The sequence below is a fragment of the Nocardioides psychrotolerans genome (genome assembly GCF_943371775.1).
GTDB classification, from domain to species: Bacteria; Actinomycetota; Actinomycetes; order Propionibacteriales; family Nocardioidaceae; genus Nocardioides; species Nocardioides psychrotolerans_A.
Genome location: NZ_CALRWD010000045.1, coordinates 15,061 through 34,816, shown reverse-complemented (window position 1 = coordinate 34,816; position 19,756 = coordinate 15,061). Strand labels below are relative to the sequence as shown.

The window sequence follows — 19,756 nt, the reverse complement described above, 5'->3', positions numbered from 1 at the left end:
GCCGCTGGCGATCGCGATGACCTTGGTCAGCGACCCGGGCTGGGCGAAGGGGATCTCGCGGGCCGCCTGGCCGCCACGCAGGACGTCCTGGAGACCGGCGCGCTGCTCGGCGCTCATGACGCCGAGCTCGAGGTCCACCCCGGTGACGCCCTCGACGCGCGTGACCGCGCCGGTGACGTCGCGGGTGATGGTGTCCTTGAGGGGGCATCCGGCGACGGTCAGCAGCACCTTGACGTGCACCAGCCCGTCGTCATCGATCACCACGGAGTCGACCATGCCGATCTCGGTGATGGGACGCTTGATCTCAGGGTCGTTCACGGTCGCGAGAGCGGCGTTGACCGCCTCGAGCGAAGGGCCGAGGGAGGGAGTGCTCATGATGTCGCCAGTCTAGGCGGGGGGTGGGGCAGGTCGGTCAAGCGCGTCACCGTGAGACGTCCCACGCACGCTGCTGTCGACGGCGTCGTCCCGGTCGCGCTCCTCCTGGGCACGCTCGTCGAGGTCCGCCAGCAGGGAGCGCAGCTCCGAGCGCAGGAAGTCACGGGTCGCGACCTCACCCACCGACATGCGCAGCGAGGCGACCTCACGCGAGAGGAACTCCATGTCCGCGTGCGCCCGGGCGTTGGCCTGCCGGTCCTGCTCGGCGATGACCTTGTCGCGCTGCTCCTGCCGGTTCTGCGCGAGCAGGATCAGGGGAGCGGCGTACGACGCCTGCAGGCTCAGGATCAGGGTCAGGAAGATGAAGGGGTAGTTGTCCCACCGGGCGTCCTCGGGCGCCAGGAGGTTCCACGAGACCCAGATGAGCACGAAGCCCGTCATGTAGATCAGGAACGTCGCGGTGCCCATGAACCGCGCGAACTGCTCGGCGAACACGCCGAACGCGTCGGCGTTGATCGCCGGGCGCTTGACGAGCTGGCGCCTCGTGCTGCGCGGCGTGTCGAGCCGCGGCGTGCGTGGCTCAGCCATCCTTCACCCCCAGGGGCCCGCCGCCGCGCGGCATCCGGTCACGCCAGTTGGTCGGCAGCATGTGGTCGAGGAGGTCGTCGACGGTGACGGCGCCCAGGAGGTGGCCGTTCTCGTCGACCACCGGCGCCGCGACCAGGTTGTAGGTGGCGAGGTGAGCTGCCACCTGGTCGATGGACGCCTCGGGACGCAGGGTCTCCATCGAGTCGTCCAGCGCGCCCGCGACCAGGGTCGAGGGGGGCTCCCGCAGCAGCCGCTGGATGTGGGCCACCCCGAGGAACCTCCCGGTCGGCGTCTCCAGTGGCTGACGGCAGATGTAGACGAGGGCAGCGAGTGCGGGCGTGAGCTCGGGGTTGCGCACGTGGGCCAGGGCGTCGGCGATGGTGGCGTCGGGACCGAGGATGACCGGCTCCGGCGTCATCATGGCGCCGGCGGTGTCCTCCACGTAGGACATCAGCCGACGGACGTCCTCGGCCTCGTCGGGCTCCATCAGGTCGAGCAGGATCTCGGCGGTCTCGGGCGGCAGGTCCGCGATCAGGTCCGCGGCGTCGTCGGGCGACATCTCCTCGAGGACGTCGGCGGCCCGCTCGGAGTCGAGCGCCTCGAGGATCTGCACCTGGTCCTCCTCGGGCAGCTCCTCCAGCACGTCGGCCAGGCGCTCGTCGTCCAGGGCCGCGACGACGGCCTTGCGGCGCTCGTTGGGCAGGTCGTGCAGCATGCTCGCGGCGTCGGCCGGGCGCATCTCGTTGAGCGCGGCAGCGAGGTGCGTGGCGCCCTGGGCCTCCTCGCGTCCCACGAGGCCCTGCACGTCACGCCACTCCACGACGTGGGTCTGCCCGCGACGGCGGAAGCCCTTCGCCGGCTCCTGCACGGCGACCCGGCACAGCACCCAGTCGCGGTTGCGGGCCTGCTCCATGGCGACGTCGTAGACGGTGCCGGTGATGCCCGATCCGGTCATCACGACCGTGCGGTCGAGCATCTGGCCGATGACGAGCGTCTCGGTGGAGCGCTGCTCGAAGCGGCGCATGTTGAGCAACCCGGTCGTGTAGACCTGCCCGCTGTCGATGTTGGTGACCCGGGTCATCGGCACGAAGATGCGGCGGCGGCCGAAGACCTCGGCCACCATGCCGAGGACCCTCGGCTGGCTGGCCTCGGAGCGGATGGTGACGACGAGGTCACGGACCTTGCCGACCTGGTCGCCGCGGGGGTCGAAGATCGGCAGCCCGACGAGGCGGGCGGCATAGACGCGCGGCGGGGTGGTGCTCACGACCGCAACGCTAGTGCCCCCCACCGTGAGTCCCGAACCCTTCGCGCCGATTCGTCCTACACTCTTGGCATGAGGCTTCGACGAAGCGCGGCTTTCCTGCTCCTCCCGCTGGTCCTCCTGGCCGGGTGCGGCGAGGGCGAGGCCACCAGCGCCGACGACCCGACGCCCACGCAGAGCACCAGCTCCGCGCCGACCGAGAGCACGTCGACAGCGCCCACGGAGGCGCCGCCGACCAAGCCGCAGTGCAGCGAGGTCTGGGTCGACGGGCAGACCTTCCCGGAGCGTTACAAGGGTTGCCTCGACGGCGAGCGGCTGGTCCAGGCCGAGTCCACCTACTGCGAGTTCGGCACCCGGCTCTTCTACTACGCCAACTCCTTCTACGCCGTGCCCAACGGGCCGGTCAACGAGACCGAGGGCGCCCTGGCCAAGGACCCGGCGTTCCAGACGGCGCTCAACAAGTGCGGCGGCTGACGCCTCCGCGTGGTCCGGCGAACACCTGAAACTCCTGCCTCGGCTGTTACAGTCGAAAGCGTAGGCGTGGGGCTGCGACGTGCTCCCTCACGCCGCTTCTGGTCCGACTTCCCCCGATCTGCCCGACCGACCCTGTCCGCGCGAGACTGATCGCCGCGGCCGCCCTACCAGGGAGTGTGAACTCAGCGTGCGCCGTCTTTCCGCCGCCACCGTCCTCGCCACGAGCCTGACCATCGTCGTCAGCCTGCTCGGTGCGCTGCCCTCGACCGCTGCACCGACGCGGGCCGCCACGCAGGCCGTGGGACAGGCCGTGGGGCAGGGTGCCTCGCTCACGCAGGCCCCCGCGGTCGCGGCCAAGCCGCGCAAGCGCAAGGGACCCAAGCCGGCCCCGGACAAGTACACGCCGCCGGCCGGGGTGAAGTTCAACAACCCGCTCGCCGGGAAGGAGTCGCGCGGTCGCATCCGTCGTCACCTGATCCGCACGATCGACTCCGTCCCCGGTCGCGAGCAGATCCGGGTCGCGAGCTGGAACGTCAAGAGCACCGACATCCAGAACGCGCTGGCCCGTGCCCACGAGCGCGGCGTCTCGGTCCGCGTGATCATCGACCGCGGCAACGCCGGTCCCGCCAAGCCCAACCCCGGCTTCGACCGCATGGCCAACCGCCTGCGCGCGGGCCAGAAGAGCCGCATGGCGTCGCAGAAGAGCGGCACCCGCAAGTGCGTCAGCTCCTGCCGCTACTACTCCGGCATCGCCCACACCAAGTTCTTCATGTTCTCCCAGGCCGGCAAGGCCAAGAACGTCGTGATCTACGGCTCCAACAACGCCACCGACCTCGCGGCCCACTCGCAGTGGAACGACATGTTCACGGTGCGCGGTCAGGGCAACATCTACCAGGAGTTCCTCAACGTCTTCGACCAGATGTATCTCGACAAGCCGGTCAAGCAGTCCTACCTCACCTACCAGCACGGCTCGTTCACGTCGTACTTCTACCCGTTCAAGGGCAAGGACACGAAGAGCGACCCCCTGATGCGCGACCTCAACGACATCCGCTGCAAGGGCGCCACCGGTGGCACCGGGACGAAGGGTCGCACCAAGATCCGCATCGCCCAGACCTCGATGCACGGTGACCGCGGCAAGCAGATCGCCAACAAGCTGCGCGACATGTACGAGAACGGTTGCGACATCAAGATCGTGTACGCCGTCTTCGGCAACAACGTCCTCAAGATCCTGCGCAACACCAACCGCGGTCGCATCCCGATCCGCCAGATCGCGCAGGACTTCGACCTCGACGGTGTCTACGACAAGTACCTCCACATGAAGAACATGGCGGTCAGCGGCGTCTACAAGGGCCGCACCGACGCCAACGTCACCTGGAACGGCTCGGCCAACTGGACCCAGGTCGCCCTGGTCAGCGACGAGATCGTCATGCGCATCGTCGGACCGCGCATCCGGGCCCAGTACGCCAACTGGGTCGACTTCCTCTACGCCAACCCGCCGCGCTTCACCGGCGCCGTCGCGGACGCCGCTGCGGCCGCTCGTCGCACCGCGATCGCCAACGGCATCCGTCCCGAGTCGGGCATCGAGGTCAACTGACGCCAGCGCGCATCCCGCAGATGGGGCCATCGTGCCCCTAGCGTGAGCGCGTGCGACGACCGGACCAGGCCCCCGCGGTCGGAGGAGCGCGCTGGCGCGCTCGCACGGTCCAGGTCGTCGCCCTGGTGCTGGCGGCCCTGCTGTCGGTCGGGGCGGTGGCGGTGGTCCTGCAGCAGGGATCGGCCCCCGGGCCGGTCCGTCCGCCCGACCGCGCCCTCGGTGCCTCCACCGCGGCCGCCGTCGACCGGTGCGACGACACGCTGCTGATCACCGTCGACGGCGGAGGGGAGCAGGCCCTGGGCGCCGAGCGTCCCGGCCGCACCGTCGACGTCGTACGACGAGCGGTGCTGCGTCACGCGTCGGCCTCGGGTCGCACCGTGCGCGCGGTCGGCCTCGGGCTGGACAGCGAGCCGGCCGCCGCACTTTTGGGCACCCGCACCCGCGTGGACAAGGCGCGGCGCACCGTGACCGCGGCCCGGGTCCGCGTGTGGCGCAAGCCCGTCGGCGCCGCGGTGACCCGCGCGGTCGCGGCCATCGACCAGGCCGCGCTGGACTGTCCCGCCCAGCAGGTGCTGCTGTCGGGCTACGCCCAGGGCGCCTCGGTGGTGCACCGCGTGCTCGGCGTGCTGCGTGGACGGCCCGACGGCCTGGCCCGGGTGGCCGGCGCGCTCCTGGTCTCCGACCCCGACCGTCGGCCCCGCAGCGTGGTGGCGCCGGTCGGTGCCCCCGCCGCCGGCTCCGGTCGCAGCGGGGTCTTCCCTCGTTTCCTCGAGGCGGTCGCCGACGTGCCGCCGCTCACGCCGACCTTCACGGTCGTGAGCGTCTGCACCGCGGGTGACCTGGTCTGCGACCCGGTCGACAACCCGGTCAAGGACGCCCTGCGCCTGGCCCGGAGCTATCACCTCGGAGCCGGTGCCCGCCTGGTCCGCGCCGGCGCGCTGGGGCTCTGGCGCTCCGCGCAGCTGTGGCCGGTGCCCGACCCGGGCGTCCAGGTGGTGTCCGGCGAGGTGGGCGAGCCGCTCACCCTCCAGCTGGCCGTCGACGTGCTGCCGGAGGCCGCGGCCGGGGTCGAGTGGGCCGAGCCGCTGCAGCTGCCGCCGGGCTTCACGCTGTCGCCCGACGGCCTGCTCACCGGCACGCCGACCGAGCAGGGCAGCTGGAACATCACCTACGTCGTCCGCGGCACCGATCCCCTCACCACCGACGTCCCCGGCGCCGTCGTCCTGACCGTCGCCTCGGCGGCGGTCGCCGTGAGCGCAGGGGGACAGACGTCCTGCGAGACCCGCAGCGACACCAGCGCCTGGTGCTGGGGGCGCAACAACTTCGGCCAGCTCGGCAACGCCACCACGTCGGGCAGCGAGGTGCCGGTCGAGGTGGCCGGCAGCGACGGGTGGGCGACGGTGAGCACCAGCGGCTCCACCACCTGCGCCATCAGGACCGACCGCACCCTGTGGTGCTGGGGGCTCAACAACATGGGACAGCTCGGAGTGGGCCGGGGTGCGAGTCGCAGCACTCCCGTCCAGGTCGGCACCGGCAGCGTCTGGACCTCCGTCAGCACCAGCTGGTTCCACACCTGCGCCACCCGGGGCAACGGGACCCTGTGGTGCTGGGGGAGCAACCTGCGCGGCCAGCTCGGCGACGGCACCTTCGAGCGACGCACCACCCCGACCCGGGTCGGGACGGACAGCGACTGGGCGAGCGTGACCACGGGCGGGTTCTCCACCTGCGGGGTCCGTGCCGACGCCACGGCCTGGTGCTGGGGACAGAACGTCTTCGGCCAGGGGACGGGCGAGGACCAGTCACCCCAGCCGAGCCCCTCCCGGGTCGCGGGGGAGCAGGCCTGGGCCCAGCTCAGTTCCGGCTGGGGGCACACCTGCGGGGTGACGCTCGAGGGCGCCGCGTGGTGCTGGGGCCTCAACAACAGGGGCCAGCTGGGCGACGGCACCAGGACGCTGCGCCGGGTCCCGGTTCCGGTGAAGGGCGACCGCATCTGGACTAGTCTCTCGGTGGGAGACGCCACCTCGTGCGGCGTCGACAACACGGGTTCGGCCTGGTGCTGGGGGAGCAACACCTACTCCCAGCTCGGCAACGGTGCCCGGCAGCCGAGCACGCTGCCGGTCCTGGTCCGCAGTGACGAGCCCTGGTTGTCGGTCGACGCGGGCTGGTTCCACGCCTGTGGGAGCCATGACGGCGGCGTCACCGCGTGCTGGGGCAACAACGAGCTGGGCCAGGTCGGCGACGGTTCGCTCACGGATCGACCGCTGCCGAAGGAGGTGCGATGAACGACGACGACGACCGCTCGTCCTCCGAGCGGCTCGGGGTCCTGGCCACCGTCGGTGGCGTGGTCGCGATCGTGCTGGTGGTCGTGGTGGCCAACCTGCTCGGGCGCTCCGGCTCGGACGACGACGCCCCCACGCCTCAGGCGGCAGCCGTCCCGTCCTCACCGCTGAGCACCAGCGCGGCCGACCTGGCCACCATGTCGCCCGAGGAGATCGCCTCGAGCGCCCTCGAGGAGCGCGGCGAGGTCGCCCAGGCGCTGCCCTCGGGCGCCAAGTCGCTGGCCAACGCCGCCGAGGCGCTCGCCGGCGACCAGCCCTTCGACTTCGTGCTCACCTCCTTCAACATCCTCGGCAGCCAGCACACCGCGCCGGGCGGTGCCGCCTCCGAGTACGCACCCGGCCGGATCCGCACCGAGTGGGCCGCGTCGCTCGTCAACGCCTACGGCTCGAGCGTGGTCGGGCTCCAGGAGATCCAGCGCGACCAGGTCGATGCCCTCGACCGTGCCCTCGGCGGCACCTGGGACTTCTGGCCCGGCGAGGCCCTCGGGGGCGGTGGCGTGCCCCAGTCGCTCATGTGGAGCTCCGCGGTCTGGACGCCCACCTTCCAGGGCTCGATCACCGTGCCCTTCATGGGCGGGACGCGCCCCCAGCCCGTCGTCCGGCTCCAGCACAACGAGACCGGCCGTGAGATCTACGTGCTCAACATCCACAACTCACCCCGCGACGCGCAGGGACGTGAGCCCGAGCGCGACAAGGCGATGGCGATCGAGGCCGAGGCCGTCAACGAGCTGAAGAAGGACGGCATCCCCGTCTTCCTGGTCGGTGACTTCAACGAGCACGACGAGGCCTTCTGCTACTTCACCTCCCGCGCCGGGATGATCGCGGCCAACGGCGGCTCCAACTCCGGCGGCCGGTGCCTGGTGCCCCGTCCCAACCGGGTCGACTGGATCTTCGGCACGCCCGACATCGACTTCTCGGGCTTCCTGCTCGACGAGGGCCCGGCGGTGCGTCGCATCACCGACCATGCCGTGCTCACGACGACCGTGTCGGTGCCGTAGCCTCGCCTGTCGTGGCTGGCCCGGACATGCGCGTCGACGACGCGGGACTGCACTTCCCAGGCGACTACGCCGGCTCCGGCGACGTGTCCTTCGACGGCCACGTCGCGTGGTCCTACACCGCGACCCCCCGCCCGGGTCGCGACGAGCAGCTCGTGGCCTGGCCGAAGCGCATGAAGCGGTGGCTCAACGGGGAGTCCGACGTGCGCGTCGTGGCCGACGACGAGGAGCTGTTCGCCGGCCCCGTGACCTTCGGCAGCGGCAAGGGGCGTGTGCGCTTCGTCGACAAGGCCGGCATCCCGGTGATGATCGACAAGTGGGGTCTGCTCCAACGGCCGTTCTCCGGACGCGACGCCAGCGTCGTCGACCAGATGGTCGACATGACCGACCGGATCCTGGAGGTGATGGAGTCCGAGTGCGGCGTGCAGGGATGGATCGCCTTCGGCACCCTCCTCGGCGCCGCCCGGGAGGGCAAGGTGATCGGGCACGACTCCGACATCGACCTGGCCTACCTCAGCGAGAAGCAGACCCCGGCCGAGATGGCCCTCGAGCTCTACGAGGTCGGGCGCGCGCTGCGCCGCCACGGGATGAGCGTGCTCAACAAGTCCGGCTCCTTCATCACCGTCGTGTGGACCTCGCCCGACGGCGGGATGGCCAGCATCGACGTCTACACCTGCTTCTACGTCGGCGACCTGCTCCACGAGACGGCCACGGTGCGTCAGCAGGTGCCGCGCTCGGCGATCCTGCCGCTGACCGAGCTCGAGTTCGAGGGTCGGATGCTCCCCGCCCCGGCCGACCCCGACGCGATGCTCGCCGTCTCCTACGGCCCCGGCTGGCGGGTGCCGGACCCGTCCTTCAAGCACGAGCCCGGACCCGAGACCGTGCAGCGCTTCGACGGCTGGTTCTCCTCGCTCATGCGTCAGCGCCGCGACTGGGAGCAGCACGTCGGCGACCTCGCCAAGGACCCCACCCACGGCGCCTCCGACTTCGTCGACTGGGTCGCCGACCGGCTCCCGGCGGACGCCCGGGTGGTCGAGCTCGGCTCGGGCGCCGGCGACGACGCGCTGGCCCTCGCCGAGCGCGGCTGGGACGTCGTGGCCCTCGACTACTCCCGCCAGTCCCTGCGGCGCCCCCAGCGCCTGGCCCGACGCGCGAAGCTGTCCGCGACCTTCGCCCACCTCAACCTCTACGACCTGCGCGACGTCCTGACGCGCGCGGCGCTGATCGCGCGCGACCGGCGCCCGCACACCCTCTACGCCCGCGAGCTGCTCGAGACGCTCGAGCCCGACGGCCTGGAGAACTTCTGGCGCTTCGCCTCGATGACCATGCGTGGCGGAGGTGCGGCCTTCCTCGAGGGCCAGGCCCTGTCCCGTCACGACGCCGGGGAGTGGCGGGCCACCCACGGCGGCGGCAAGCGGCTGCCGTTGGACCCGCGCCTGGTCGAGGGCGAGGCCGTGCGGGCCGGGGGAGTCGTGGTCCACCGCGACGGGTTCCTCGACGCCGCAGCAGCCGTTGCCGGGGGCGCTCCCGCCCGGTGGAGAATGGTCGTCGAGTGGCCGGCGATCGCCGGACCCTCCGGAGAGGACTCCCAGCAGTGACCCAGCGTCTCTACCTGCACGTCGGTGCACCGAAGTCGGGCACCACCTACCTCCAGCAGGTGCTCGAGGCCAACCGGGCGCGCCTGGCGTCGGCCGGTGTCCTCGTCGTCGGTGAGCACCACCTCGACCGCATCCACGCCGCGATGGTCGTGCGTGAGGACCCCCGGCTCGACCACCTCCCCGAGCGGGCCCGCACCTCGTGGCGCCGGCTCGTCGAGCAGGTCACCGCCTGGCGCGGCGAGAGCGCCGTCCTGTCCTACGAGCTCTTCGCCGGTGCGTCGGCCGAGCAGGTCACCGCCGCCCTGGCCGACCTCGCGGGCATCGAGGTGCACGTCGTGATCACCGCCCGTGACCTCGGCTCCGCCGTCCCGTCCGCCTGGCAGGAGCGCCTCAAGTTCGCCCTCACCACGCCGCTGGAGCGCTGGAAGCCGCGCCCCGAGTCCGCCGGGGCCCGCGCCGAGTGGGGCTGGCGCACCATGGACCCGGCCGGTGTCGCCGCTCGTTGGGGCGCCGGGCTGCCTCCCGAGCGGGTGCACGTCGTGACCGTCCCGCGCAGCGCGGCCGACGACCACGAGCTCTGGCGACGCTTCGCGGCGGCCTGCCGCATCGACGCACCCGGCCTGCAGCTGGACGTCGAGCGCGCCAACGCCTCGCTGGGGCTGGTCGCGGCCGAGCTGCTGCGCCGCGTCAACGAGAAGGTGCGCGAGCCGATCACCGGCAACCGCGAGCAGGCGCGCTGGCTGCGCGACACCCTGGCTCACGGGGTGCTGGTCGACCTCGACCGGGAGCCGATCGGGATCACCGACCGGCAGTTCGCCGACGCCTCGTCCCGCTCGACCGAGGCGGTCGCCGCGCTGCGCGAGGCCGGCTACACCGTGCACGGGGACCTCGACGACATCGTCGCCACCCGCCGCGACGCACGCACCCCCGGCCAGGCGACCGACACCGAGCTCCTCGCGGTCGCGGTGGAGACGATCGTGCGGCTGCTCGAGCTCGTGCGTGAGCGCACCCTCGCCGGTGGCGCCGCAGCGTCGCCCGAGACGGAGGAGGGTTCGCGGCTGTCCGCGCTGGGCAAGGGCGTCGTACGACGGGTCACGGCGCCGCGCGTCGACGCACGGGCCGAGGACCTCCGGGCCCGGGTGGCCGAGCTCGAGGCCGAGGTGGCGCGCAGCCGCGCCCTGCACCTGCGGGTCGCGGAGCTCACCGACGTCGTCACCGAGCTGCTGATGCCGCCGCGCTCGACCGACGGCCGGGTCGTCGCCAAGGCGCTCAACACCTACCGCAGCGAGTCGCTGTGAGGCTGCCCGTCAGGGTGCCCGGACGCCTCGACGGGGTCGTGCGTCGTGTCGCCGCCGGCACGGGCCTCGAGGAGGTCCTGCGCCTGCAGCGCCGGGTCGAGAGCCTCGAGGTCGCTGTCGCGGAGAACACCGCGCTCGCCGAGCCGCTCGAGGCCCAGGTCGCCGCCCTGGAGCAGGCGCTCGTCGGGTCGCTCGAGCACCGCTCGCGGCAGGTGAGGAAGCAATCCTGAGCGTGTGAAACTGGCCATAGGACGTTCGGCTACCGCCCGGTAGCGTTCGCGCAGCACACGTTGCACCTCACAGCTTCCAGCCCGGCACTACGAAGGAGCCAGACCATGGGTCGCCTCTGCGAGACCGACGGACTCACCGAAGACCAGACCGAGATCCTCAAGGCGGTCCGCCAGTTCGTCGACGAGAAGATCCTGCCGGTCGCGACCGAGCTGGAGCACGCCGACGAGTACCCCCAGGAGATCGTCGACGGGCTCAAGGAGCTGGGCATCTTCGGGCTGATGATCCCCGAGGAGTACGACGGCCTCGGCGAGTCGCTGCTGACCTACGCGCTGTGCGTCGAGGAGATCGCGCGCGGCTGGATGAGCGTCTCCGGTGTCATCAACACCCACTTCATCGTGGCCTACATGCTGATGCGCCACGGCACCGAGGAGCAGAAGAAGAAGTACCTGCCCCGCATGGCCACCGGCGAGGTCCGCGGCTCCTTCTCGATGTCGGAGCCGGGCCTCGGCTCGGACGTGGCGGCCATCAAGACCAAGGCCGTCAAGGGTGACGACGGCGACTACACCATCGACGGCCAGAAGATGTGGCTGACCAACGGTGGCTCCTCCACGCTGATCGCGGTGCTGGTCAAGACCGACGAGGGCAACGACTCGGTCTACAAGAACATGACGACCTTCCTGGTGGAGAAGGAGGCGGGCTTCGGCGAGACCGCACCCGGCCTCACGATCCCGGGCAAGATCGACAAGATGGGCTACAAGGGCGTCGACACCACCGAGGCGATCTTCGAGGGCCACCAGATCTCGGCCGAGCAGATCCTCGGCGGCGAGGCCGGCAAGGGCTTCTACCAGATGATGGACGGCGTCGAGGTCGGCCGCGTCAACGTCGCGGCCCGCGCGTGCGGCATCGCCAACCGCGCCTTCGAGCTCGCGATCGCCTACGCCCAGACCCGCGAGACCTTCGGCAAGCAGATCGCCGACCACCAGGCGATCCTCTTCCGCCTCGCGGAGATGGCGACCAAGGTCGAGGCCTCGCACGCGATGATGGTCAAGGCCGCGCGCATCAAGGACGGCGGGGAGCGCAACGACGTCGAGGCCGGGATGGCCAAGTACCTCGCAGCGGAGTACTGCAACGAGGTCGTCCAGGACTCCTTCCGCATCCACGGTGGCTACGGCTACTCCAAGGAGTACGAGATCGAGCGCCTCTACCGCGAGGCCGCGTTCATGCTCATCGGCGAGGGCACGGCCGACATCCAGAAGATGATCATCGGTCGCAGCCTGCTCAAGGACTACAAGCTCAAGGGCTGAGTCCCGGCACCGTGGTCGACCTCGGGACGGCGCTGCGGCAGCAGGCACAGGCGTGCGCGAGCCTCGGCTCGCCGATGTACGCCGACCTGCTGCCGCGCCTCGCCGACGACCTCGAGGCAGGTGGTCCGACGGCCACGGTGCTGGCGCCGTGGGTGGATGCCGCCGGTCCCGACGGCGTCGGCCTGCGCCTGCTCGGCAGCGTGCACCGCTTGGTGCTGGAGCGCCGTGCCGGGGGCCTGGGCGTGTTCTACCCCAGCGTCGGCGGCACCTGGTCGGCCGAGCCCGGGTGGGAGGCCTTCCGCACGCTGCTGGCCGACGCCCCGGACGACGTCGCCGAGTGGCTCGACCGACCCCCGCAGACCAACGAGGTCGGTCGCGCCACCGTGCTGATGGCCGGCCTCCTCGCGCTGGGTCGCGAGCGTCCCCTCCCGGTCCGGCTCCTCGAGATCGGGTCGTCCGGCGGGCTCAACCTGCTCGCCGACCGGTTCCGCTACGTCGGCGCCGACGGCTCCTCGCTCGGCCCCGACGACAGCCCGGTGGTGCTCGACCCGGCCTGGACCGGCGTCGTCCCCACCGGGGTCGTGCCGCGGATCGTCGAGCGGGTCGGCAGCGACGTGATGCCGATCGACGTCCGCTCCACCGAGGGGCGACTCGCCCTGACGGCGTACGTCTGGCCCGACCAGGTCCACCGCCACGAGCGGCTGCGCGGCGCCCTGGCGCTCGCCGACCGCACGCCGTTCGTCCTGCGACGGCAGGTGGCGTCGCCGTTCGTCGACGGCATCGCCCTGGCGGAGGGCGCGACGACGGTGCTGTGGCACAGCGTGATGTGGCAGTACGTCGCACGCGACGAGCAGGTGGCGATCACCGCGCGGATCGAGGAGCTGGGTGCGCAGGCCACCGAGTCGGCACCCTTCGCCCACGTCTTCCTGGAGCCGACGCGCCGCACGCCGACGAGCGAGCACGAGTTCCTCGCGGTCGTGGAGTCGTGGCCCGGCGGGGAGCGCCGCATCCTCGGCACGTCGCGCGGTCACGGGGTGCCGACCCACTGCGACTAGCCGGCCGGCACCGCTAGCCTGCGTCCATGGCGAGCCGGGTGGTCCTGCACGTGGGGCTGATGAAGTCGGGCACCTCCTACGTCCAGCAGCGGCTCGAGGCCAACCGCGACCTCCTGCGCGAGCGCGGGGTGCTGCTGCCGGGGGAGCGGTGGCGCGACCAGGTGCTCGCCGTCAGCGACGTGCTGGGGCGCGAGCAGCTCGCGGGCAAGTCGGCCGGTCGGTGGGCCCGGCTCGTGGCGGACGCCGAGGCGCACGACGGGGTCGTCGTGGTGAGCATGGAGTTCCTCGGCCCGGCGACGCCGGAGTCGATCCAACGGGTGGTCGGGTCGTTCGCGGGCGTGCCGGTCGACGTGGTGGTGACGCTGCGCGACCTCGGACGCACGGTGCCCGCGATGTGGCAGGAGAGCCTGCAGAACGGCGGCACCCGGGCCTGGGGCGACTACGTGCGGCTGCTCGACGGCAAGCGCAAGCCCGCCCAGGCGTTCTGGCGGCAGCAGGGGATGGGCCGCATCGTCGACAACTGGGTGGTGGCCGTGGGCGCTGCCCACGTCGCGCTCGTGACGCTGCCACCGCCGGGTGCCGACCCCGGGCTGCTGTGGTCGCGCTTCTGCGAGGCGGCCGGTCTCGACGCGCTGGACGCGGCGTCCGTCGCACCGGCCAACACCTCCCTGGACGCCGCATCGGCGATGGTGCTGCGCGAGCTCAACCTCCTGCTGGAGGAGGACGGCATCTCGACGGGCGACTACCACCGGCTGGTGAAGTTCGAGCTGGGCAAGCGCGCGCTCGCGGGCCGCGGGGGCGAGCCGATCGGCTTCGACCCGCCCCGGTGGCTGCGCGAGCGGGCTGCCACGATCCAGGGCCGGCTGGAGGCCTCGGGCGCGCGAGTGGTGGGGGACCTGGACGACCTCACGCCCCAGGCCACGCCCGGCACCGACCCCGATGCGGTCCCGGCCACCGACCTCGCCGCAGCCGCGCTCGGGGCCCTGCGGTCCGTCGTACGGGAGCGGGCGGCGCAGCCGCCTCAGCCGACGACGACGTCGGAGACGGCGTAGCCGATCTCCTCGTCCATCATCTGCTCGTCCTGGTCGACGTAGACCGACGACGGGTACTCCTGGCCCTGCGGCCACTCGACCTCGACGCTGGCAGCCTCGGTGTCGTTGGCGGCGGCGATGATCTCCTCGATCGTGAGGCGGCGGTAGTCGGGAGCCTGGGTCCCCTCGTCGACACCGCGTCCGTCCTTCGTGTAGACCGCGTCGGTGACCTCACCGTCGACCACGGTGATCCGCACCGGGGCGCCGGCGTCGACGCAGAAGCAGGACACCGAGAGCGTGTAGGCGTAGTCGGCCGGCGCGAAGGCAGGGTAGGTGCCGGTGGTGGGCTCGGCCGTCGGCGCGGGGTCGTCGGCGACGGGGGTGGGCTCGGAGCCGCAGGCGGTGAGGACCAGGGCGGCGGCGAGGAGCGAGAGCTTCATGCTGCTCGGACGTGTCGGCCGGGGGCCAGGTTGCACGGGGGACGAAAGTCTGTCGACGCGCGTCGGGGTGAGGTGCGAGGGTGGAGGGACCACACGCTGTCCGCGACACCAGGAGGAACCATGACCGACTCCCCATCCGCGAACGACGACCTCAAGGCCAAGATGCGCGCCGCGCTGGACCGCAAGAACAACCGCGAGAAGGGCGTCCACCAGGACGGCCCGCTCGCGGAGAAGGCACACGGCAGCGAGGTCGTGGGCGGCGCGCCTAAGATGCATCGCCGGAAGGCGGGCGGCGGCGGGTCCTGACCGCCTCCGTCCCTGAGGACGACTGACCTGGAGGCGACGATGGCGGGCAACGACGTGGGCGACACCGGGCGGCGGTCCCGGATGCGGACCGTGCTGGATGCCGACCAGACCATCGTCAAGCTCGACCGGACCGCCGACCGGCTCAACGAGACACTGGACACCTTCGGCGGCCTGATCGCCGAGCTGACCGTGGCGCTGCGGGAGTTCAGCAGCTCGGTGGAGTCCTTCGACGCCACAGTCGGCAGCCTCCAGGGCGTCGTCGACAAGGCGGACGCCCTCGTGGGTCGGGCCGACGTGCTGCTCGGCCCGCTCGCCGCCACCGCCCAGATGGGCGACCAGCTCCGCACCCAGGCCGGGCAGGTGGCCGGCAAGGTCACCGGCCAGGCCACGGCCGCGGTCCTCAAGGGTGTCCAGGCCGGTCGGGGTCTCACGGGGCGCTGACGGCGCGCGGCTTCCGCAGCGGGCCTGAGAGGATGTCCGGCGTCGTGTCGTCGAGCATCCAGGAGTGGTGACGTTGCAGTTCGGTCGAAGCTATGAGGAGTTCGAGGTCGGTGCGACCTACAAGCACTGGCCCGGCAAGACGGTCACCGAGTTCGACGACCACATGTTCTGCCTGCTCACCATGAACCACCACCCGCTGCACCTCGACACCAACTACGCCGAGGAGACCACGCAGTTCGGCAAGAACGTCGTGGTGGGCAACTACGTCTACTCGATCCTGCTCGGCATGTCCGTCGCGGACATCTCCGGCAAGGCCATCGCCAACCTCGAGGTCGAGTCGCTGCGCCACGTCGCACCGACCTTCCACGGCGACACGCTCTACGGCGAGACCACCGTGCTGGACAAGACCGAGAGCAAGAGCAAGGACGACCGTGGCGTCGTCTACGTCGAGACGATCGGCTACAACCAGGACGGCAAGATCGTGTGCATCTTCCGCCGCAAGGTGATGGTGCCCAAGGACTCCTACCTCACCGAGCGCGGCGGCGAGCAGCCCGGCCGTCCCGTGCCGCAGCCGGACAAGAACTGGCCCGGGCACGCGGCTGGCTGAGTCATCGCTCCGCGGCCACCGGCTCCCCGGCCGCCGGAGCGAACGCGCGCGCCAGCGGCAGCAGGGCGAGGACGAGCACCATTGGGATCGCGAAGCCGAGGCGCAGGTCGTCGCGGCCGACCGCGCCGGTGAGCACGGCACCGAGCAGGGCGCCGGCGTAGTTGAACTGGTTGAAGCGGCCGATCACGGCGTCGACGCGGGCCTGGCGTGACGCCTCGTCCACGCCCTCACCGGCGATGCGCGCGGCGGCCGAGAACGACAGCGGCGCGATGACCGCGACGCCGGCTCCCAGCAGCGTGAAGCCGAGCACGGCGACCGGCCAGGACGGCGCGAGCACGACGACCACGAGCGCGCCGCACGAGACCAGCGCCCCGACCCGGATCACGCGCACCGCGCCGTAGGAGCGTACGAGGCCGTCGCCGCCGAGCCTCATAGCCAGGCTGGCCACGAGGTAGGGAAGGGTCGCGAGGGCCACGAGGCCGTCGGGGGTGGAGAGCGTGGTGTCGAGGTAGACCGCGCCCCAGGTCTGGGCGGCGGTGTCGACCATGTAGAAGACGACCATGCCGAGGCCGACCAGGAGCAACGGTCGCCACGGTACGTCGGAGGGCACGGTCGGCAGGACGCCTGCGGCCCGGGGGAGGAACGGCAGGAACAGCACGGCGAGCGGCACGGCGGCGACCCCCGCGGCCACTTCGAGCGGCAGGGCGGAGGTGGCCAGGGTCAGGGCGGCGCCGATGATGCCGCCGAGGGTCCAGGCGCCGTGGAAGGACGGCAGGATCGGTCGGCCGTAGGCGTGCTCGACGGCGACGGCCTGCATGTTGGTGGTGGCGTCGACGACCCCGAGCGCGACGCCGTAGACGGCCAGCCCACCGACGAAGACCCCGATCGCCGGCGCGGTGGTGAGCACGGGGACGGCCAGGGCGGTGAGCACGAGGCCGAGCCGCAGCAGCCAGGCACTGTCACGGCGCTTGGCGAGTGCCTCGGCCACCACCGAGCCGACCCCGGCGAGCAGCACCATCATCAGCAGGAGGAGGGACAAGGTGAGCTCGGAGATGTCCCAGCGGTCCTGGTAGTCCGGCAGCCGCGTGGTCAGGCTGATGAACACCAGCCCCTGGCTGAGGAAGGCGGCCGCGACGGCGAGCCGCGACGCGCGCAGTTCCACCGGCCGATCGTGACACGAGTCGGGACGAAACCGGTGCCGCCCGCCCTCAACTGCGCCAGTATTCGCAGGACGAAACGAGGAGACACACATGGCTCGCACCGGCCAGCAGATGCGCATGCGCACCGCCAAGGCGATGGCTCGCGGAGGGTCGGCCAACCGCTCGGCCAACGCGCCGCGGTCGGACCTGGGCGACAAGCTGCGCTACCGCTTCGACAACTCCATGTCGCGCGGCACCCCGGCCCTGATCGCCTGGCTGAGCGTGGCCACGCTCGTCCTCATCGTGGTCTTCTCGGTGTTCGTGTCGCTGCTGGGCCTGCGCCCGGAGGCGGAGGGCGTGCCCGACAGCTTCCTCCACGAGATGTTCTACAGCCTGCTGCACGCCCTCGATCCGGGCACGATCGGCGGGGACGACCCCAGCTCCTGGCGCTTCGTGCTGACCATGCTGGCGCTGACGATCGCCGGTCTCTTCATCGTCAGCGCGCTCATCGGCGTCATCGCCGCGGGCATCGACACCAAGCTGGCCGACCTGCGACGGGGCCGCTCCATCGTCCTGGAGCGCGACCACACGGTGATCCTGGGCTGGTCGGACTCGATCTACACGATCATCAGCGAGCTCACCATCGCCAACGAGAGCCGCTCCAAGCCGGTCATCGTGATCCTGGCCGACCGCGACAAGGTCGACATGGAGGACGAGGTCAAGGCGAAGGTGCCCGACCTCCGGGGCACGCGGGTCATCTGCCGCTCCGGCTCCCCGATGGACATCGACGACCTGCTGCTCAGCAGCCACACCAGCGCCCGCTCGGTGATCCTCCTCGCGCCCGATTCGGAGGACCCCGACAGCGAGGTCATCAAGACCCTGCTGGCCCTGACCCACGGCGGTGAGGACGGGCCCAACATCGTCGCCGAGATCCGCAACCCCACCAACCTCGAGGCCGCGCGGCTGGTCGGGGCCGACCGGACCGTCCTGCTCGACATCCGCGAGACGGTCGCCAAGCTGGTCGTGCAGACCTCACGGCAGTCCGGTGCCGCCGCCGTCTACACCGAGCTCTTCGACTACGACGGCGACGAGATCTACTTCCTTGAGCAGCACGGCCTCGCCGACCTGACGTACGCCGAGGCGTTGCTCGCCTTCGAGAAGGCCTCGGTCATCGGGCTGGTGCAGGACGGCGTGCCGACGCTCAACCCGCCGGGGGACACCCGGGTGGGCAACAGCACGCTCGTGGTCGTCGCCGAGGACGACGAGGGCCTCGACCACCAGAACCGTGCCGCCACGCAGCCCGACCTCGGTGGGCTCGGGACCCAGGTCGAGACCGAGGAGCACCCCACCCAGGCGGTCCTGATCGGATGGAACGAGCGGGCGCCGATCATCCTGCGCGAGCTCGACAACTACGCCCCGCCGGGCTCGACGCTCACCGTCGTGACGTCGTTCGGCCAGCCGGTCGTCCCGGTCCTGGAGAACCTCGCGGTCACCGTGGTCGCCGCGTCGACGACCGACCGGGCGACGCTCGAGAGCCACGTCGTGCCGGGCCTCGACCAGGTGATCGTGCTCTGCTACTCCGACCACCTGGCCGTGCAGGCCGCCGACGCGCGCACGCTGGTGACGCTCCTGCACGTGCGCGACATCCTCAGCCGCATGGACTCCTTCACCCCGGTCGTGAGCGAGATGCTCGACGACCGCAACCGCGTGCTTGCCCAGGTGGCCCATGTCGACGACGTGGTCGTCAGCGGCGAGATCGTGAGCCTGCTGGTCACCCAGCTCTCCGAGGACCGTCGGCTCGAGGCCGTCTTCGGGCAGCTGCTCGGCGAGGAGGGCAGCGAGATCTACCTGCGCCCCGCCGAGTGGTACGTCCAGCCCGGCCGCGCGGTCAGCTACGCCACCGTGATCGCCGGAGCCGCAGCCCGGGGGGAGACCGCGATCGGCTACAAGTCCGAGACCCTCGCCGGCGACGACGTCGCCGGCTTCGGGGTGGTGGTCAACCCGGCCAAGTCCCGCACCTTCGACGTGGTGCCGGGTGACCGGGTGGTCGTGCTCGCCGAGGGGTGACCCAGGATGGTGGTCATGAGTGAGCACGCAGAGCTCTGGCTGGTCCGGCACGGGCCCACCGAGTGGAGCGAGAACGGCCGCCACACCTCCGTCACCGACCTGCCTCTCCTGCCGCACGGCGAGGAGCTCGCCCGCGAGCTCGGCCCGCGCCTGGCGGGATCGGCGGGGACCGCCTTCGCGCAGGTGCTGACCAGCCCGCGCCGCCGTGCCCGCCGCACGGCGGAGCTCGCGGGGTTCGCCCACGCCGAGGTCGACGAGGACCTCGTCGAGTGGGCCTACGGCGACTACGAGGGCATCACGACGCCCCAGATCCGTGAGTCCGTCCCGGGCTGGACGGTCTGGACCGGTGGCTGCCCCGGGGGCGAGGGTCCCGACGAGGTCGGCGCCCGCCTCGACCGTGTCCTCGAGCGGGCCCGGCGGGCGAGCGGTCCGACGCTGGTCTTCGCCCACGGCCACTCGTTGCGGGTGCTCACCGCCCGCTGGCTGGGGCTGCCGGTGCAGGACGGCCGGCTCTTCCGGCTCGACACCGCCACGGTCTCGGTCCTGGGCTACGAGCGCGAGAGCCCGGTGGTCCTGAGGTGGAACTCTTGACGAGGCTCTCCGGACCCGTGAC

The 19,756-nt window shown here is 71.6% G+C and carries 20 protein-coding genes; 15 read left to right on the top strand and 5 right to left on the bottom strand.

From position 1 onward, the window contains the following. The 3 genes from AAG827_RS13725 to AAG827_RS13715 form a co-directional block, all read right to left on the bottom strand. Positions 1-375, bottom strand: a 375-nt coding sequence (locus tag AAG827_RS13725; RefSeq protein WP_341926624.1) for an iron-sulfur cluster assembly protein, incomplete at its 3' end; no start/stop codon positions are given. A gap of 12 nt (positions 376-387) precedes the next feature. Continuing rightward, positions 388-963 carry a DUF1003 domain-containing protein gene (locus tag AAG827_RS13720; RefSeq protein ID WP_341926623.1) on the bottom strand — a complete coding sequence of 192 codons (576 nt, stop codon included), beginning with the start codon at positions 961-963 and terminating at the stop codon, positions 388-390. After that, the gene (locus AAG827_RS13715; RefSeq protein ID WP_341926621.1) at positions 956-2,227 is read right to left on the bottom strand and encodes a CBS domain-containing protein; all 1,272 of its coding nucleotides are present in this window, start codon (positions 2,225-2,227) and stop codon (positions 956-958) included. The genes AAG827_RS13720 and AAG827_RS13715 overlap by 8 nt, the downstream gene beginning before the upstream one ends. Positions 2,228-2,296: 69 nt before the next feature. Here AAG827_RS13715 and AAG827_RS13710 point away from each other — a divergent pair, with 69 nt between their 5' ends. The 10 genes from AAG827_RS13710 to AAG827_RS13665 all read left to right on the top strand — a co-directional run bounded on the left by AAG827_RS13710 (position 2,297) and on the right by AAG827_RS13665 (position 14,164). After that, positions 2,297-2,698 carry a hypothetical protein gene (locus AAG827_RS13710; RefSeq protein ID WP_341926620.1) on the top strand — a complete coding sequence of 134 codons (402 nt, stop codon included), beginning with the start codon at positions 2,297-2,299 and terminating at the stop codon, positions 2,696-2,698. Between the two features lie 187 nt (positions 2,699-2,885). Further along, positions 2,886-4,292: a phospholipase D-like domain-containing protein gene (locus AAG827_RS13705; protein ID WP_341926618.1), complete on the top strand. Its 1,407-nt coding sequence runs from the start codon at positions 2,886-2,888 to the stop codon at positions 4,290-4,292. Positions 4,293-4,342: 50 nt separating this feature from the next. Further along, on the top strand, positions 4,343-6,574 hold the full coding sequence (locus AAG827_RS13700; protein ID WP_341926617.1) for a cutinase family protein: 2,232 nt from the start codon (positions 4,343-4,345) through the stop codon (positions 6,572-6,574). Then, positions 6,571-7,629 (top strand): endonuclease/exonuclease/phosphatase family protein, encoded by a 1,059-nt coding sequence (locus tag AAG827_RS13695; protein WP_341926616.1) that lies wholly within the window; start codon positions 6,571-6,573, stop codon positions 7,627-7,629. Before AAG827_RS13700 ends, AAG827_RS13695 begins: the two co-directional genes overlap by 4 nt. Positions 7,630-7,640: 11 nt before the next feature. Beyond that, on the top strand, positions 7,641-9,224 hold the full coding sequence (locus tag AAG827_RS13690; protein ID WP_341926614.1) for a class I SAM-dependent methyltransferase: 1,584 nt from the start codon (positions 7,641-7,643) through the stop codon (positions 9,222-9,224). Continuing rightward, on the top strand, positions 9,221-10,522 hold the full coding sequence (locus tag AAG827_RS13685) for a DUF6752 domain-containing protein (protein WP_341926612.1): 1,302 nt from the start codon (positions 9,221-9,223) through the stop codon (positions 10,520-10,522). The genes AAG827_RS13690 and AAG827_RS13685 overlap by 4 nt, the downstream gene beginning before the upstream one ends. A 14-nt stretch (positions 10,523-10,536) precedes the next feature. Then, complete coding sequence (locus AAG827_RS13680) at positions 10,537-10,752, top strand: hypothetical protein (RefSeq protein WP_341926611.1); 216 nt, start codon at positions 10,537-10,539, stop codon at positions 10,750-10,752. A 105-nt stretch (positions 10,753-10,857) separates the two neighbouring features. Next, positions 10,858-12,057, top strand: a complete 1,200-nt coding sequence (locus AAG827_RS13675; RefSeq protein ID WP_341926610.1) for an acyl-CoA dehydrogenase family protein — start codon at positions 10,858-10,860, stop codon at positions 12,055-12,057. 11 nt (positions 12,058-12,068) lie between these two features. Beyond that, entirely contained in the window at positions 12,069-13,112 is a 1,044-nt protein-coding gene (locus AAG827_RS13670) for a DUF2332 domain-containing protein (protein WP_341926609.1), read from the top strand. Positions 13,113-13,138: 26 nt separating this feature from the next. Then, positions 13,139-14,164, top strand: coding sequence for a hypothetical protein (locus AAG827_RS13665; RefSeq protein ID WP_341926608.1), 1,026 nt, complete (start codon positions 13,139-13,141; stop codon positions 14,162-14,164). Here AAG827_RS13665 and AAG827_RS13660 read toward each other — a convergent pair. Then, on the bottom strand, positions 14,134-14,583 hold the full coding sequence (locus tag AAG827_RS13660; protein ID WP_341926607.1) for a DUF6174 domain-containing protein: 450 nt from the start codon (positions 14,581-14,583) through the stop codon (positions 14,134-14,136). The genes AAG827_RS13665 and AAG827_RS13660 overlap by 31 nt on opposite strands. A gap of 120 nt (positions 14,584-14,703) precedes the next feature. Here AAG827_RS13660 and AAG827_RS13655 point away from each other — a divergent pair, with 120 nt between their 5' ends. The 3 genes from AAG827_RS13655 to AAG827_RS13645 all read left to right on the top strand — a co-directional run bounded on the left by AAG827_RS13655 (position 14,704) and on the right by AAG827_RS13645 (position 15,937). After that, a complete protein-coding gene (locus tag AAG827_RS13655) occupies positions 14,704-14,889 on the top strand; it encodes a DUF5302 domain-containing protein (protein ID WP_309647732.1) in 186 nt (61 codons plus the stop codon). A 39-nt stretch (positions 14,890-14,928) separates the two neighbouring features. After that, positions 14,929-15,330 (top strand): hypothetical protein, encoded by a 402-nt coding sequence (locus tag AAG827_RS13650; protein WP_341926605.1) that lies wholly within the window; start codon positions 14,929-14,931, stop codon positions 15,328-15,330. Between the two features lie 73 nt (positions 15,331-15,403). Beyond that, the gene (locus AAG827_RS13645) at positions 15,404-15,937 is read left to right on the top strand and encodes a MaoC family dehydratase (RefSeq protein ID WP_341926604.1); all 534 of its coding nucleotides are present in this window, start codon (positions 15,404-15,406) and stop codon (positions 15,935-15,937) included. 1 nt (position 15,938) lies between these two features. Here AAG827_RS13645 and AAG827_RS13640 read toward each other — a convergent pair whose 3' ends face one another. Next, complete coding sequence (locus AAG827_RS13640) at positions 15,939-17,099, bottom strand: MFS transporter (protein WP_341926603.1); 1,161 nt, start codon at positions 17,097-17,099, stop codon at positions 15,939-15,941. A gap of 88 nt (positions 17,100-17,187) precedes the next feature. Between AAG827_RS13640 and AAG827_RS13635 the strand changes: the two genes are divergently transcribed. Together AAG827_RS13635 and AAG827_RS13630 are read left to right on the top strand one after the other, a co-directional pair. Further along, a complete protein-coding gene (locus tag AAG827_RS13635) occupies positions 17,188-19,143 on the top strand; it encodes a hypothetical protein (protein ID WP_341926602.1) in 1,956 nt (651 codons plus the stop codon). 15 nt (positions 19,144-19,158) lie between these two features. Further along, positions 19,159-19,734: a histidine phosphatase family protein gene (locus tag AAG827_RS13630; protein WP_341926600.1), complete on the top strand. Its 576-nt coding sequence runs from the start codon at positions 19,159-19,161 to the stop codon at positions 19,732-19,734. Positions 19,735-19,756 lie beyond the last annotated feature (22 nt).

Bases quoted from the DNA above. Each gene is read 5' to 3' on its own strand.
- AAG827_RS13720 (WP_341926623.1), bottom strand. From the start codon at position 963: ATGGCTGAGCCACGCACGCCGCGGCTCGACACGCCGCGCAGCACGAGG.
- AAG827_RS13710 (WP_341926620.1), top strand. From the start codon at position 2,297: ATGAGGCTTCGACGAAGCGCGGCTTTCCTGCTCCTCCCGCTGGTCCTC.
- AAG827_RS13695 (WP_341926616.1), top strand. From the start codon at position 6,571: ATGAACGACGACGACGACCGCTCGTCCTCCGAGCGGCTCGGGGTCCTG.
- AAG827_RS13675 (WP_341926610.1), top strand. From the start codon at position 10,858: ATGGGTCGCCTCTGCGAGACCGACGGACTCACCGAAGACCAGACCGAG.
- AAG827_RS13665 (WP_341926608.1), top strand. From the start codon at position 13,139: ATGGCGAGCCGGGTGGTCCTGCACGTGGGGCTGATGAAGTCGGGCACC.
- AAG827_RS13660 (WP_341926607.1), bottom strand. From the start codon at position 14,583: ATGAAGCTCTCGCTCCTCGCCGCCGCCCTGGTCCTCACCGCCTGCGGC.
- AAG827_RS13655 (WP_309647732.1), top strand. From the start codon at position 14,704: ATGACCGACTCCCCATCCGCGAACGACGACCTCAAGGCCAAGATGCGC.
- AAG827_RS13650 (WP_341926605.1), top strand. From the start codon at position 14,929: ATGGCGGGCAACGACGTGGGCGACACCGGGCGGCGGTCCCGGATGCGG.
- AAG827_RS13635 (WP_341926602.1), top strand. From the start codon at position 17,188: ATGGCTCGCACCGGCCAGCAGATGCGCATGCGCACCGCCAAGGCGATG.
- AAG827_RS13630 (WP_341926600.1), top strand. From the start codon at position 19,159: ATGAGTGAGCACGCAGAGCTCTGGCTGGTCCGGCACGGGCCCACCGAG.